We start from the raw sequence: 14,685 nt of genomic DNA on the forward strand, positions 1-14,685 counted from the left end.
CGGGTTCCTTCCTCGAGTCTCGATGGGCGCCGGCGCCGCGCCATGCCCGGGCTGCGGGACTGCCCGCAGCGCCGGCCGCGCGCCCGGCGTGTCGGATCATGCCACGGATGACGGACAGGTTCACCGTCGCACCGTTTCTGGCGAACAGGACGGGCGCGAGAGTGGCGATGTCCTCCGGCAGGAGGACCGATGCCGGCAATGTGCGCGTTACGCTCGGAACCGTGAACCGGGACGTGGATCGCCAGGAACGGATGATCCGGAACGCCCGGCATCACCGCTCTCTGTTGGAGCAGGCCGACATCGAGCCGGTCGATGTCGACGGCGTCCGCGCGGTCATCGTGGGGACGGTTGCCTGGGCGGTGGGTCTGCTCGCCCTCCTGCCCTTCACCGACCGGCTACGGGAGGCGGGCGCCGACTGGTGGCTCTGGACCTGCCTCACCGGCGTGATCCTCGGTCTACTCGGCGTCGGCTACTGCGTCTACCGCAGGGCAAGGCTGCGGCGAGCCGGTGCCAACGGTCAGCCGCGGTCGAGATCGAGGTCGGTGTCGTCGTAGGTCAGCGTGTCGAGCACGTGCTCCGGACCTTCAGCCGTTGTCAGCGCGGCAGCAGCGGCCGGCGACACCGCCTCGGAGTGGGCGCCACACCCGTGGTCGAAGGCGACGACCTCGCCGTCGCTCGGTGAGAACTCGTTGGCGCAGACGCCGAACGCCTTGCCGAGCGGACCAGCGAGGCGTACGAGGAAGCCGCACGTCGCACACTGGGCTGGTGCGGCCTGCGCGATCGGGTTGCTCGGCCCGGGCGCACCTTCGTACCACCGTTCGGCCGCGTCGTCGCGACCCTCGAGGGAGAGGACACGGATCCGGCCCAACCCCAGCTCGTCGCTGATCCTCCGCAGTGCCTCTGCCTCCGGCGTCTCGTCGGCGCCGGTGTATCCAGGGGCGAGGCGTGGGTCGTCGGGCGCGGTCGGGAGCAGGTCACCGGGTCCGAGGTCGCCGGCTTCGATCCGTTCGGTCCAGGGCACCCAGGCGGGAGCCAGCACCGCGTCGGGCCCGGGAAGCAGGACAACCTCGTCGACGGTGACGGTCCGGCTGCGGGGTGCCCGCGTCACGGTCACCGCCCAGCGCCAGCCGATGTAGCCGGGGTTGCCGCATGCGAAGTAATGGGTGACGACCCGCTCGTCGTCGGCATCACAGCCGAGGTAGGCGCCGAGTGTCTCGGTGTCCGCCACTTCCGCTGCAGCTGCGCGCGCCTCGTCCACGGCTGCCGCACAGACGGCATCGGTGCGCGTCGGTCGGCTGGTGCGCCGCGTGGTTGCCCTCACAAGTGCCGATTCTCCCACGCGGGCGCCCGGCGTCGCGCCGGGCCCGCCGGCCGTCGCATGGCATGTCGTGCAGGTGTTTCGATCGGGCGTGGATGGCGTTGGCCCGGGCAGCATGGCGTTGGCCCGGGCAGCGGAGAGGGCGAGACGCCGGTACGCAGGCCCAGGCAGGATATGAGGGTGGAGCCTGACGACCGCCAGCGACGCCCAGGGGGCGATCCCGTCGGCGGCGACGCCCACCCGGGCCGCCCGCTCGGGCCGCCTGGGCGCAGGGCGGCGGCACGGCGGAATGCGGGCAGAGGTCCACTTCTGTCCGGCGGGTCGACTGCCAACGACCCGACGCGGCAGGTTGTCCACGCGGACGCGCCGACGGTACGCAGACCCCGACCCGGCAGAGGTGATCCCGACGCGCCCACCGAGCGGCGGTCAAGGCGGTCCGCGGCAGGAGGGTCGGATGCGCCCGCCCAGCGCCGGACGAGCCGGCTCTCGGCAGGCGATCCGGACGCGCCGACCGAGCGGCATCCTGGGAGCCGGGGCGATCCGGACGCGCCGACCGAGTACCGCGCCCGCGCCCGGCCAGACGACCCCACTGTCGTCCGGACGGCTGTCGGACCCACCGGCTGGTTCGCGCAGGCCGGCCACTCCGTCGCCACCGGCACCAGCGGCGTCGGCCGGGTGGTGTCCCGCGGCGCGAGCGCCGTCGTCGGTGGCGTACGCAGGGTGACCCACGCGCAGGGCATGGGCGAGTCCGGGCTCGCCAAGTTGATCGAGCTCAACTCCGTCCACGCCGGCGGCGACGCGGCCATGGCGATCGGCCTCGCCGGCACACTCTTCTTCGCCGTACCCGTCGGCGAGGCCAGGGGCCGGGTCGCGCTCTACCTCCTTGTCACGATGGCACCGTTCGTCCTGATCGCACCGCTGATCGGTCCGTTCCTCGACCGGTTCCGTCGCGGACGGCGCTGGGCGCTCGGGTCGACGATGGCGATCCGGGCGTTCTTCTGCTGGGTGATGGCCGGTGGGGTGGCGACGGGAGAGCTGTGGCTCTATCCCCTCGTCTTCGGCTGTCTGGTCGCCTCGAAGGCACACAATGTCAGCCGGGCGGCAGCCGTACCCCGCCTGCTGCCACCCGACGTCGCGTTGGTGACCGCCAACTCCCGGATCTCCCTCGGCGGCGCGATCTTCGCCGGGATCGCGGCCGCGGGTGCGGGCGGTCTTGCGTTCTTCGGGCCCGCGTGGCCGTTACGGCTGGCGTTCCTGATCTTCACCGTGGGCACGCTGATGGCGATCCTGCTGCCACCGCGGGTCGACTCGGCGGAGGGTGAGGGTCACCTGCGGTTCGCTGAGATCGGCCGGATGCTGCGCAGCCGTAGGGTCCCCACCGTCGTTGTCCTGGCGTTGCGGGCGAACGCCGCGTTCCGTGCGTTCACCGGCTTCTTGTTGATCTTCATGGCGTTCCTGCTCCGCGAGTTCCCGCTGGTGGGGTATCCGGTGACCCTGCAGGTGGCGGTGATCGCCGGTGCGGCGGGGGCGGGAAACCTCTGTGGCACGGCGCTGGGCGCGCTGGCGAGGGCGCGGCGGTCCGAGATCGTCATCCGCGTGCTGTTGGGGACCGCTGCGCTCGCGGCCTGCCTCACGGCGATCGTGTACGGACTGGCGACCGTCGCGGTCCTGGCGTTCGTGGCGGGCTTCGCCCAACAGGTGGGCAAGCTCTCACTCGACGCGTTGATCCAGAGCGAGGTGCCCGAACATGTGCGGACGAGCGTGTTCGCCCGGTCGGAGACGTTGCTCCAGCTGTCCTGGGTGATCGGCGGCGGCCTGGGAATCGTCCTTCCGCTCATTCCCGGGCTGGGGCTGGGGTTGTGTGCGTTCGGGCTCGCTGTCGGTCTGGTCGTGGCGTGGGGTCCGGCATCCAAGCGGGAACCTGAACGGGTGCCGCAGCCCGCCGAACCACCCGCCCGCTGATCACCGCCGGACCCTTCCCCGCCCGAGTTGCTGGAGGTTGGTCGGCATAGAAGCCGACCAACCTCCAACAACTCGCGGGCCGGCTGGACATGCCGGTCAGGTACGGAACCCGGTCAGGAACGGAAGCCGAGCTCGAGGTAGTCGTCGACGTTCTCCTTGGTGATGGTCGCCGACGCCAGGGTGATCATCTTCGGGATCTCGTTCTCCACCAGGTCACTCATGCCCTTGCCCTGGGCGACCAGCCGGGCCAGTGACACCGCCGACGACGCCATCGAGGGGTTGTAGGTCACGGTGCACTTGACCACGGTGTCGTCGGCCTTGATGCGTTCCATCATGTCGGTGGAGCCGGCGCCACCGACCATGAAGAACTCGTCACGGTTGGCCTGGTCGATCGCCGCGAGGACACCGATGCCCTGGTCGTCGTCGTGGTTCCAGATGGCGTCGATCTTCGGTGCCGCCTGGAGGAGGTTGGACGTGACGCGCTGGCCGCCCGGGACGGTGAAGTCGGCAGCGACGCGGTTCTTCACCTCGAGGCCGGCCTTGGCGAGCGCGTCCTTGAAGCCCTGGCTGCGCTCCTGGGTGAGCGGCAGGGAGTCGATGCCGGCGATCTCGGCGATGACGGGGTTGGACGTGCCGTCGGCCTCGAGGCGTTCGACGATGAAGTTGGCGGCGGCGACGCCCATGCCGTAGTTGTCGCCACCGATCCAGCAGCGGTACGACAGCGGAGTGTCGAAGATCCGGTCGAGGTTGATGACCGGGATGCCCGCGTCCGTGGCCTTCTGCGCGACCGCGGTGAGCTGCTTGCCGTCGTTGGGGAGGATGACGAGCGCGTCGACCTTCTTGTTGATCAGCGTCTCGACGGCGGCGATCTGCTTCGCGATGTCGTTGGTGGCCTCCACCTTCTCCAGCGTCACCTCGGAGTAGGACTTGGCCTGGCTGTCGGCGTTGGCGGTGATGGCCGCGATCCAGCCGTGGTCGGCGGCGGGTGCGGAGAAGCCGATCGTCACCGGCTTGCCGGGCTCGTCAGCGGCGGGCTTGGGGGCCGACTCGGCCCGGTTGTCGGTGCCGACGTCCTGCGGCTCGTTCGACGTGCATCCGGCGACCACCGCACCGCCGGCGACGACCGCCGCGCCGAGGAAGAGCTGTCGGCGGCCGAGGTCGGACCGGTCGGGATCCTGCTGTCGGTTCATGACCATCTCCTGTGGGTGGGGAGCACTGAGGACGGACGGACGCCTGGCCGGTCAGGGGACCAGGAACCCCGGCGTACGACCTGGGTCAGCGCGGCGCCGACGATGATCGCGCCCTTGGCGATGTTCTGGATCTCGGTCGGCAGGTTGTTGTGGATGAAGAGGTTGGTGATCACGGTGAAGACGAGGACGCCGAGCAGCGAGCCGATGATCGTGCCCCGCCCACCGGTCAGCAGGGTGCCGCCGATGATCGCGGCGGCGATGGCGTCGAGCTCGTAGAGGTTCCCGTGGGTGCTGGAGCCGGCCGTCGTCTGCGAGACGATCATGATGGCCGCGATGCCGCAGCAGAAGCCGGACAGGGCGTAGAGCAGGACGGTGTGCCGGCGGACGTCGATGCCGGCAAGCCGCGAGGCCTCGGGGTTGCCGCCGATCGCGACCGTGCGCCGGCCGAATGTCGTGCGCTCGAGCAGCAGCCATCCGGCGGCCACGACGACCGCCAGGATGATCACCAGGACGGGGATCCCCACCACGTCCGAGCGGGCGATGTCGTTGACGAACTCGACCCGGCTCACCTGCGTCTGCTTCGACGACAGCTGCTCGGCGAGACCCCGCGCGCTCGCCATCATCGCGAGGGTCATGATGAACGGCACGATTCGGCCGTACGCGATCAGCAGGCCGTTGACGATTCCCGTGCCCGTGCCGACGAGCAGCGCGCACATGATCATGACGCCGGGGCCGTAGGACTGGGTGGCGAGGGTCGTGCACCACACCGAGGCGAGCGCCATGATCGCGCCCACGGACAGGTCGATCCCGCCGCCGATGATGACGAACGTCATGCCGACCGTGACGACGCCGATCACCGAGGCGTTGGTGAGGATCGTGTTGATGTTGGACTGGGTGCCGAACGTCTCGGGCGACGTGATCATGCCGACGATCGCGAGGACGACGAGGACGACGACGAGACCTGCGTGCCGCACGAGCGTCCCCATGGCGAGCCCGCCCACGGTGCCCGCGGTGGCCGCGCCGGTCGCTGCGGCCGCCGCCTCCACCCGCGACTGCTCGCTGGTGGGTGGCGCGGTCACGGACGGCGTGCTTCCACCGGGTTCGCGCGTGGTGCCCGCGTCCGTGCCTGCGCCTGTTCCTGTGCCGGTCTGGTCGCTCACACCGCTCCTCCTCCTCCTCCGATCGCGGTGCCGCTGGTGGCGACTCGGCCCTCCATGAGGGTGTCGAGCACCTGGTGCTCGTCGAGGTCGGCCGCCCGGCCCTCGTGCACGATGCCGCCGTCCTTGAGCAGCAGGACCCGGTCGGCGAGGCCGAGCACCTCCGGCACTTCGCTGGAGACCAGGAGTACGCCTACGCCGTCGGCCGCCAGCCTGCGGATCAGTGCGTACAGCTCGGCCCGCGCGCCGACGTCGACCCCACGGGTCGGTTCGTCGAGCAGCAGCAACCGGCTGCCGCCGAGGAGCCAGCGGCCGACGACCGTCTTCTGCTGGTTGCCGCCGGAGAGGGTACGCATCGGACGGCGTACGTCGTCCGGCCGTACGTCGAGCGAGCGCGTCACCCGGGTCGCCTCCGCGTGCTCGCGGCCGCGGCGGAGCAGCCCGAACGTCGAGAACCGGCGCAGCGTCGCCAGCGTGACGTTGTGGGAGACCGGCTGGTCGAGGATGAGCGCCTGGCTCTTGCGTTCCTCCGGAGCGAGGCCGAGCCCGACGCGCACGGCGGCGCCGACGGACCCCCTCCGCAGCGGCCTGCCGTCGACGAGGACACGGCCCGCGTCGGGGCGTCGTCGGCCGTAGACCGTCTCGAGCAGCTCGGACCGGCCGGCGCCCACGAGGCCGGCGATGCCGACGACCTCGCCGGCACGCACGCTGAACGTCACGTCGCGGAACTCGCCGCGCCGGGTCAGCCCTTCGACCCGCAGCAGTTCTGCGCCGAAGTCACGGCTCGTCGCCGGGGGAAACACGTACTCCACCTGGCGGCCGGTCATCAGCCGGACGAGATCGGGGGTCGGCGTGGTGCGGGCGGGAAGGTTGCGGGCGACCGTTCGGCCGTCCTTGAGCACGGTGATCCGGTCGCCGATCTCGCGGATCTCCTCCAGCCGGTGGGAGATGTAGACCACCGCGACGCCGTCGGCGGACAGGTCGCGGATCACCCGGAACAGGTTGGTGGTCTCGTCGCCCGCGAGTACCGCGGACGGCTCGTCCATGATGAGCAGCCGGGCGTCGTGGGAGAGCGCCCGGGCGATCGAGACGATCTGCTTGCCGGCCGACGACAGGGTGCCGACTTCCTGCGTGGGCGGGATCTCGGCGTGGCCGAGGCGAGCCAGTAGCTCGGTGGTGTGCCGCCGCATCGCCTGCCGGTGGGGTACGCCGAACGTGCGGGGTTCGTGGCCGAGGTAGACGTTCTCCGCGACGGACAGGCCGTCTACGAGGTCGAGTTCCTGGTAGATCGCGGCGACACCGCGTTTCATCGCCGCCTGCGGAGTCGGAAGGGTGAGGTGGTCGCCCCGCCACTCGATCTCACCGGCGTCCGGCTGGTGTGCGCCGGAGAGGACCTTGATGAGGGTGGACTTGCCGGCACCGTTCTGGCCGAGCAGGCAGTGCACCTCGCCGGCCTGGACCTCGAGGTCGACGCCGTCGAGTGCGCGTACGCCGGGGAACGCCTTGACGATGCCGGTGAGCCGCAGCAACGGATGCGTCGTCCCCCCGTTCGTGGTCCCGCTCACCGTCTCGTCCCACCTCCCGTCTGGGAAACGCTTCCCCGCACCTTAGTGCTCCTGCGGGCCGGAGGCGTAGCCGTGATCGATGACAGGAGAGCGGCGAAAGTTGCGGGCCGGCGGTGACGCGTATCAGTCATGGCGCGAACCTGCCGCGTCGCGATCGTTCTGCGTGGTCGGTGGTTCTGTGAGGGTGACGGTCATGAACGCTGTGGTTCGCCGTACGCCCATCAACCGTCGTGCCGGACTCCGGTTCGGCACCGCTGTCGCGGCAGCCGCGACAGCGGTGGCGCTGCTCTGTTCCATGACGGTGGCGAGCGCGACACCCGCACCCGGTGATCGGGGGCCAGGTGTGGTCGCGGGCGGGAACGCCGCTCTCGTCGGTTCCGCCGCCACTCCGGACGCGACCACGGTGACGCTGGTGACCGGTGACCGCCTTGTCGTGCGTACGGACGAAGCTGGTCGCCACTCGGCCGTCGTCTCGTCGCCGGATCCCGACCCGGCCGGCTATCTCACCCGGCAGGTGGGTGACGAGCTGTACGTCGTGCCAGCCTCGGCCGCGCCCCTGCTCGCGGACGGCACCCTCGACGAGCGGCTGTTCAACGTCACGGGCCTGGTCGAGCAGGGATACGACGACGCGCACAGCGACGGTATCCCGCTCATCGCGACCGCTGCAGACCCGCGCTCCGGCGGAGACGTGCCCGCGCCGGCAGGCTCCCGTCGTACCCGCCCGCTGCCGTCCATCGCCGCATCCGCCCTCGTCGTCGACAAGGAGGACTCACGGCGGTTCTGGCGGGACTTCGCAGACCCGCGCGACCGCTCGGCGCGAAGCATCAACCGGCTCTGGCTCGACGCGAAGGTGCAGCCCACGCTGGACCGGAGCGTGCACCAGATCGGCGCGACCGAAGCATGGTCGGCGGGGTTCGACGGCACCGGAACGAAGGTCGCGGTGCTCGACAGCGGCTACGACCCGAACCACCCGGACCTCGCCGGGCGGATCGCCGCCACGGCCAACTTCACCGACCGGCCGGACGCCTTCGACGAGGACGGGCACGGCACGCACGTGGCGTCGATCGTCGGCGGCAACGGCTCGGCGTCAGCGGGCGTACGCAAGGGCGTCGCACCGGGAGCGGAGCTGCTCGTCGGGCGGGTGCTCGGCTGGGCCGGCGGCCAGGAGTCCTGGGTCATCGCCGGCATGGAATGGGCGGTCGGCCAGGGCGCGGACGTGGTGAACATGAGCCTCGGTTCGAGCGCACCGGCCGACTGCACCGACCCGGTGGCGGCGGCGGCGAAGCGACTGACCGAACAGACCACGACGTTGTTCGTCATCGCGGCCGGCAACACCGGCGTGCGCGAAGGGGTGACGTCGCCCGGCTGTGTGCCCGGTGCGCTGACCGTCGGCGCGGTCGACCGCGACGGGGAGACGGCGAACTTCTCCGCCCGCGGGCCGGTCCTTGGCAACCACGCGCCGAAACCCGACCTCGCCGCACCGGGTGTCGCCATCATGGCCGCCGCGCTCGACAGCCGTGGCGACAACCACTACACGCCGATGTCGGGGACGTCGATGGCCGCGCCGCACGTCGCCGGTGCCGCCGCGATCCTCGCGCAGCGGCGTCCCGACCTCACGGCCCAGCATCGCAAGGCGTTGCTGGTGTCGGCGGCCGCACCGAACGCCAAGGACGACATCGACGCCCAGGGCGCGGGAGTCGTCGACGTGCCGCGAGCGTTGCGCCAGACCGTGCTGGGTCCGGGGCCGACGAGTCTCGCGTCGTTCACCTGGCCGCACACCGGCAGCGATCCCGTCACGACGTCCTTGTCGTTCACCAACATCGGCGACCGACCAGTGACGCTTGACCTGTCCCTCGAGGTCGCCGGGCAGGACGGAGGTCCAGCCCCGCGCGGCATGGTCGAACTCGGCGCGCGCACGCTCACCGTGCCGGCGCGCGGGAGCGCCGCTGTGCCGGTGACCCTCGACCCACGCACACGGGTCGACGACGCGGCGTACGGCGAGTTCGGCGGACGGTTGGTCGGCCGGGCCTCCGACGGCACCGTTGTGACGACACCGGTCGGCTTCTGGGTCGAACCGGAGACGGTCGACCTCACCGTCAGGACCCTTGACCGGCAGGGAAACCGCGCCACCGGGACCGGGTTCCTCGACGTCCTCAACGTCGACGCGCCAGGAGGGTGGCGGGTCTATCCCGACGGCAAGGACGACACGTTCCGCGTCCGCGCAGGTACGTACTCCATCGCCGCGCTCATCACCACCCGCGACCCCGGCACGGCGGCCACGGGGCTGGTCGCCTCGGCGACCTACGCCGGCCGTCCCGAGATCACCGTCGACCGTGACACGACCCTGGTCCTGGACGCGCGCGAGGGGCGGGGGCTCGAGGTCGACGGCGACCGGCCGCTGGAGCTGCGCGGCGGCGCGATGCTGTACGGCCGGTGGGCCAGCGACTGGGTGGTCTCCGGCGGCTATCTGGCGAACGCCTCGGTGGAGGACCTCTTCGCCGTCCCCGACTCACACCAGGTCGGCAAGGGCCATTTCGAGTTGGGAACGTACCTGCGGATGTACGCACCCGACGTACGCATGCGCATCGCCGGCCGCGGTGGAGCGCGGATCGATCCGGCGCCCATGGCCTGGGGTGAGCTGCTGGACGGCGAGGCGACGGCAGAGGTCGTCGACGTGGGCGACGGTACGCCGGAGGCGCTCGAAGCCGCCGGCGTGCGCGACAAGGTGGCCCTCATCCACCTGCCGACGCCGACGGCGACGCGGATCAGCACCCTCCTGCGGGACGCGGCGGCCGCCGGCGCGCGGGCGGTGCTCGTCGGGCGTGACTCACCGGGGCGTTGGCGCTGGACCGCGCGGCCGAGCTTCGTGAACGGCGTGAGGGTTCCGGCGGCTCCCGGGCTGACCCTCACGCCCGAAGACGAGCAGCTGCTGCGGGAGCGCCTCGCCGCGGCCGACGGCCCGGTGCGGCTGTCGTGGTCGGCGGTCGCCGACAGCCCGTACGTCTACAACCTGGCGTACTTCGACAAGGACCGGATCGGCTCCGACCGGACGCACACGGTGTACGCCAGTGACCTCGGTCGCGTCCACGAGACGTGGTACGCACCGGGCGACCGGTCGCTCGGCTATGCCGACCTGCCGATCGCGCACCGGCCGTGGACCGGGGGCGCGGTGGCCTACGTCGGCGACGTCAACCAGGTACGCACGCCGCAGGAGCGCGACGTCTACTACACCCCCGGTGACACCGGCTGGGAGCAGATCGTCACGGCCAACGTCATCTGGGGTGCGGTGGTCTACGACCGGGTACGCACCTTCACCCGCGGGGACTCCCTGCGGACAACGTGGTTCAAACACCCGATGCAGACTGGTGTCCGCGTGGCCGACGACGGGACCCACCTGCACGTCGCCGAGCGGCAGGGCAACCTGGTGGGCTTCGAGTTCCCGCACTGGCAGGACGCCGACCCGGACCACATGGGGCCGCGGGCCGGTTTCGGCGACACCGGAGGACTGAAGCTCCACCGCAACGGCGTCCTGGTCGGGCAGTCGTCGTTCGGGGCGTTCGGGCAGGCGGCGGTCGAGGAACCGGCGGCGGACTACCGGCTGGAGGTCACGACCGCACGGCCGTTCGCGGGGTCGAGCTCCTATCCGGACTGGCGACTGTCGCTGCGGACCGAGACGACGTTCACGTTCCGGTCGGGCCGGCCGCCGGGTGAGGACACGGTGGCGCTGCCGATCCTGCTGCCGGACTACGACGTGCCGCTCGACGCGTACAACCGGGCCCCCGCGACGGCGGACTTCCCGGTGCGGCTGACGTTCGAAGGACAGGCGGACTACGACCCGGGCGCGGTGGGTGAGGTGTCGGCGTGGGCGTCCTACGACGACGGCGAGACGTGGTCCGCCGCACCGGTCACGGTGGGCGAAGGGTCCGCGTGGGTGGCGCACGTCGACAACCGGCCGGGCGCCGGCGGGTACGTGACGCTGAAGGTCGCCGCCACCGACAGCCACGGCAACGGCGTCGAGCAGGTGGTCGAGCGGGCGTACGCGGTGAAGTGAGCGGGCCATCCGCCCACGGGTGTCGAGCAGATCGTGGAGCCTGGCGTATGCCGCCAGGTGAGGGACGCGCTCAGGTGCCGGGAGGGGTGAACCAACCGCCGCCGGCCGGGAAGAGGTACCGGTCGGCGACGAAGTTGAGCACCCGCCGGGCCTGCCGGAAACTCTCCGCGACCTCGGCGATGACCTCCAGGCGCACCGTCCGCAGCGGCGCGAGCTGAGACGCCTGGCGGTACCAGCGGGCACCCAGATGCTCGAAGAGGTCGATCGCCGGAGCCGCGGCGAGCGCGTCGCGGTCCTCGCGGGCGATGCCGGCCGCGCGCAGCAGGCGGGCCGCGTCGATCGGGCCCAGGGCGTGCCTGGTCGTGTAGTCGGGGAACACGCCGGCGAGGAACAGCACCACGTCACCGAGTCGGCGGTAGGCGCCCGGCCGTTCGGCGGGAGGCACCGTGTCGACGAGGCCGGCGAGGCGAACGGGGTCGAGTTCGCTGTAGCGACGGGAACGCAGACCGCGGGCGGTACGCACGACATACCGCCCGCTGGCCACCCGGGCGAACGAGGCCAGCAGTTCGGCGAAGAACAGCCGCCGCGCCAGGGGTTCGAGAAAGCTGGCCAGCTCCGGGCCGTCGAAGACGGGGACGCGTTCGCGGGCTCCCGTGCGTTCGGTGAGGTAGCTCGTGTGGGACAGGTCCGCGGCCGACCGGTGCACCGCGGTCGTGAACGCCAGGAACGGCGACACCCCGACGAGCCAGCGGTCGTGAGGTTCCTGCGTACGACCGAAGACGGCATCGAAGACCTCCGGCCGGTCGAAGAGGCCGGGAATCGCCGCGGGTTCGTGCCGCAGCTCGGCAGCGGTGAGTGTCGGCGCGGCCGCCTCGGCCAACAGCTCGAGGTCGGCGTCGGTCAGGTTGTCTGCGTACAGCTCACCGATGTGTCCACTGGCCACGCTCTCAACGGTACGCCGAAGCCGGGTGGCGGACACCGCCGTTCGCGCCGGCAAATGACCACGCTGGGCATGCCTGTGGAATGTTGGCCAGGTGTCGACGCCTCGCCGGTGACCACACGCCTGGCTGACCAGGCGGGCAACAGGTGGCGCCACGCGCGGGAACACGCGAAGGAGCCCCCCGCGGGAACACGCGAAGGGGCCACGCGTGGGAACCGGCGAAGGGGCCGCGCGTGGACAGCGAGCCGCCCGCGCCGAGGACCGGCGAACAGCAAGGGAGCGGCGGCTCAGAGCTCCAGCTCGTTGGCGAGCGCCCGGAGGACGGTCGACACCTGCTTGGCCGTCCGGCCGTCGGGGTGCCGGTCACGCCGGTAGGTCCCCTCGAGGCCGTCGAGCAGCCGGATGAGGTCTTCGACGATGACCACCATCTCGTCCGGCGACTTCCGCATCGCCTTGGAGACGCTGGGCGGTGGCTCGAGCAGGCGTACGGACAACGCCTGGTCACCCTTGCGGCCCGCGACGATGCCGAACTCGACCCGCTGCCCCGCCTTGAGTGAGGTCAGGCCGCTGGGCAGGGCGGAGGCCCGGACGTAGACATCCCCTCCGTCGTCTTTGGTGAGGAAGCCAAAGCCCTTGTCCGCGTCGTACCACTTCACCTTGCCTGCCGGCACATCGACCTCGCTCGGATGCACTGTCTGGGATGGGAGAGCAGCGGAACCGGGCGACCCGCGCTCTCATGACACGTCTTCTCATGACTGGGCCCCCGCAGGACGGGGGCCGCTCCAAGGGTAGACGTCTGGACGTCTGGCCTCTACCTCTTAGTACGCCTCACGCCACCTACGTGCCGGCTTCGGCCCGGACCGCGGGCCGCGCGTCGCGTGGCGGCCGCCACGCAGACCCAGGATCAGGATCAGCGGAAGCGGGACGGTTCGGGCAGCAGATCGTTCATGGAGCCGGACCGGAAGCCCTTCGGGTCGACCTCCGCTGTCTCGAACCCGGCCGCCAGCACCGCCTCGTGTGCCTCCTGCAGCGCCTCGACCGCCTCGACGAGATCGGCGTCGACCTCGATCCGCGCAGTGTCGCCGACGTCGCGGACCCGGAGGTTGCGGACGGGTACGCCGGTCTCGGCGAGGACCGCCCGAAGGGCGACCTCGGCCTGTTCGACGCGGGCGAGGCGGGCCGGGGTGATCGAGAGCCCGTACGCGATCCGGCTCGACAGGCAGGCCGCGGCCGGTTTGTCCCAGGTGGGCAGGCCCCAGCGGCGGGACGCCTCGCGGACCTGCTCCTTGGTGAGGCCGGCGTCCCTGAGCGGGGTGACCGCACCGCGCTCGGCCGCCGCGCGGATGCCTGGGCGGAACCCGGCGCGGGCGTCGTCGGCGTTCGTGCCGGTCGCGACGTGGGCGATGTCGAGCTCGGCCGCGATGGGCGTGACGACCTCGAGCAGTTCGGCCTTGCAGAAGTAGCACCGGTCTCCGTCGTTGGCGCGGTAACCCTCCCGGGCCATCTCGTCCGTACGCGGAGTGAGATGGCGGACCCCGAGCGAGTCGGCGAACTCGCGCGCCGGCGCGAGCTCGGCGTCGGGCAGGGACGGCGAGACGGCGGTGGCGGCGGCCACGTTGTCCGAGCCCAGTGCGCGGACGGCCGCCGCGAGCAGGAACGCCGAGTCCGCGCCGCCGGAGAACGCGACGACGAGCGAACCCAGGGCGGTCAGCTGCGTCTCGAGTGCGGCCAGCCGGGTGGTGAGCATGTGTTCGTCGAGCCAGTACGGAAAGTCGGCAAGATCGGTGAGTACGACGTCAGCGCCGGCGGCCCGCAGCTCCTCCGCCGAGAGCGGCCCGGTCGGGACGCCCAGCGCCAGGGCCCCCGCCGTCCGCGCGCCGAGCATGTCACCGTGGTGGTCACCGACATAGATCGTGGCGTTGTGCGCCCGCAGGACCGTGCCCTTCTCCTCCGCCCAGACGTCGCCCGCGATCTCGTCGACCTCGAGCCCGAGGTGTTCGAGGTGCAGGCGGGAGTGTGGCTCGTTCTTGGCGGTGACGACCAGCACCTTGCCGCCGTGCCGGCGTACGGCCTTGATCGCCTCGGCCGCACCCGGCAGCAGCGCGGCGGCCTCGACGGCCAGGTCGGGATAGAGCTCGCGGTAGAGCGCGACGGCCGCCGGCACCTGGGCGGGCGGGAACCACTGTGCCGCCTCGTGGTCCAGCGGTGGCCCGAGCCGGGTCACGACGGTGGCGCTGTCGACGTGGACGCCGGTACGCGCGGAGACCGCGTCCCAGACCGCGGCGATGCCGGGACGGGAGTCGATGAGGGTCATATCCAGGTCGAAACCGACGACTAACGCATCTGGGGCCACGGCATCGACCCTACGTTGCGTGGCAATGTGCCCGTCCCGGTCGGGGTCCGGGACGGGCGTCGAGGTGCGACGAGGTGCGAGTTGGAGGGCGGGACCAGCGTCCTCGACCTTGGGGCCGGGAGCAGGTCCTGGACGCGATGGTCGGCGCA

At 71.5% G+C, this 14,685-nt stretch carries 10 protein-coding genes; 3 read left to right on the forward strand and 7 right to left on the reverse strand.

Going from position 1 to position 14,685, the window contains the following annotated elements; all coding sequences use genetic code 11:
* Positions 1–221 precede the first annotated feature (221 nt).
* The gene (locus ABN028_RS00530; protein WP_502877596.1) at positions 222–554 is read left to right on the forward strand and encodes a DUF2530 domain-containing protein; all 333 of its coding nucleotides are present in this window, start codon (positions 222–224) and stop codon (positions 552–554) included.
* Here the strand turns inward: ABN028_RS00530 and ABN028_RS00535 are convergent.
* Complete coding sequence (locus ABN028_RS00535; RefSeq protein ID WP_349695180.1) at positions 518–1,321, reverse strand: DUF3027 domain-containing protein; 804 nt, start codon at positions 1,319–1,321, stop codon at positions 518–520. The genes ABN028_RS00530 and ABN028_RS00535 overlap by 37 nt on opposite strands.
* Positions 1,322–1,498: 177 nt before the next feature.
* Here ABN028_RS00535 and ABN028_RS00540 point away from each other — a divergent pair, with 177 nt between their 5' ends.
* Positions 1,499–3,280: an MFS transporter gene (locus ABN028_RS00540; protein ID WP_349329630.1), complete on the forward strand. Its 1,782-nt coding sequence runs from the start codon at positions 1,499–1,501 to the stop codon at positions 3,278–3,280.
* Between the two features lie 113 nt (positions 3,281–3,393).
* On the opposite strand, the gene ABN028_RS00545 is transcribed toward ABN028_RS00540, so the two are convergent.
* The 3 genes from ABN028_RS00545 to ABN028_RS00555 are packed head-to-tail and all read right to left on the reverse strand — an operon-like array spanning position 3,394 to position 7,192.
* Complete coding sequence (locus ABN028_RS00545; protein WP_349695181.1) at positions 3,394–4,470, reverse strand: substrate-binding domain-containing protein; 1,077 nt, start codon at positions 4,468–4,470, stop codon at positions 3,394–3,396.
* Positions 4,467–5,630, reverse strand: coding sequence for an ABC transporter permease (locus tag ABN028_RS00550; RefSeq protein ID WP_349695182.1), 1,164 nt, complete (start codon positions 5,628–5,630; stop codon positions 4,467–4,469). The genes ABN028_RS00545 and ABN028_RS00550 overlap by 4 nt, the downstream gene beginning before the upstream one ends.
* Positions 5,627–7,192: a sugar ABC transporter ATP-binding protein gene (locus tag ABN028_RS00555; protein ID WP_349695183.1), complete on the reverse strand. Its 1,566-nt coding sequence runs from the start codon at positions 7,190–7,192 to the stop codon at positions 5,627–5,629. Before ABN028_RS00555 ends, ABN028_RS00550 begins: the two co-directional genes overlap by 4 nt.
* 193 nt (positions 7,193–7,385) lie before the next feature.
* On the opposite strand from ABN028_RS00555, the gene ABN028_RS00560 reads away from it, so the two are divergent.
* Complete coding sequence (locus ABN028_RS00560) at positions 7,386–11,243, forward strand: S8 family serine peptidase (protein WP_349695184.1); 3,858 nt, start codon at positions 7,386–7,388, stop codon at positions 11,241–11,243.
* Between the two features lie 70 nt (positions 11,244–11,313).
* Here ABN028_RS00560 and ABN028_RS00565 read toward each other — a convergent pair whose 3' ends face one another.
* The 3 genes from ABN028_RS00565 to larE form a co-directional block, all read right to left on the reverse strand.
* Positions 11,314–12,186, reverse strand: a complete 873-nt coding sequence (locus ABN028_RS00565) for a hypothetical protein (RefSeq protein WP_349695185.1) — start codon at positions 12,184–12,186, stop codon at positions 11,314–11,316.
* A gap of 284 nt (positions 12,187–12,470) precedes the next feature.
* The gene (locus ABN028_RS00570) at positions 12,471–12,854 is read right to left on the reverse strand and encodes a cold-shock protein (RefSeq protein ID WP_349329738.1); all 384 of its coding nucleotides are present in this window, start codon (positions 12,852–12,854) and stop codon (positions 12,471–12,473) included.
* A gap of 239 nt (positions 12,855–13,093) precedes the next feature.
* The gene (gene larE, locus ABN028_RS00575) at positions 13,094–14,536 is read right to left on the reverse strand and encodes an ATP-dependent sacrificial sulfur transferase LarE (RefSeq protein WP_349695186.1); all 1,443 of its coding nucleotides are present in this window, start codon (positions 14,534–14,536) and stop codon (positions 13,094–13,096) included.
* Between the last annotated feature and the right edge of the window lie 149 nt (positions 14,537–14,685).

Source organism: Actinopolymorpha sp. B17G11 (assembly GCF_040196095.1).
GTDB lineage: Bacteria > Actinomycetota > Actinomycetes > Propionibacteriales > Actinopolymorphaceae > Thermasporomyces.

Excerpts from the sequence above, each read along its gene's own strand:
- ABN028_RS00560 (WP_349695184.1), top strand. The coding sequence starts at position 7,386 with ATGAACGCTGTGGTTCGCCGTACGCCCATCAACCGTCGTGCCGGACTC.
- ABN028_RS00545 (WP_349695181.1), bottom strand. The coding sequence starts at position 4,470 with ATGAACCGACAGCAGGATCCCGACCGGTCCGACCTCGGCCGCCGACAG.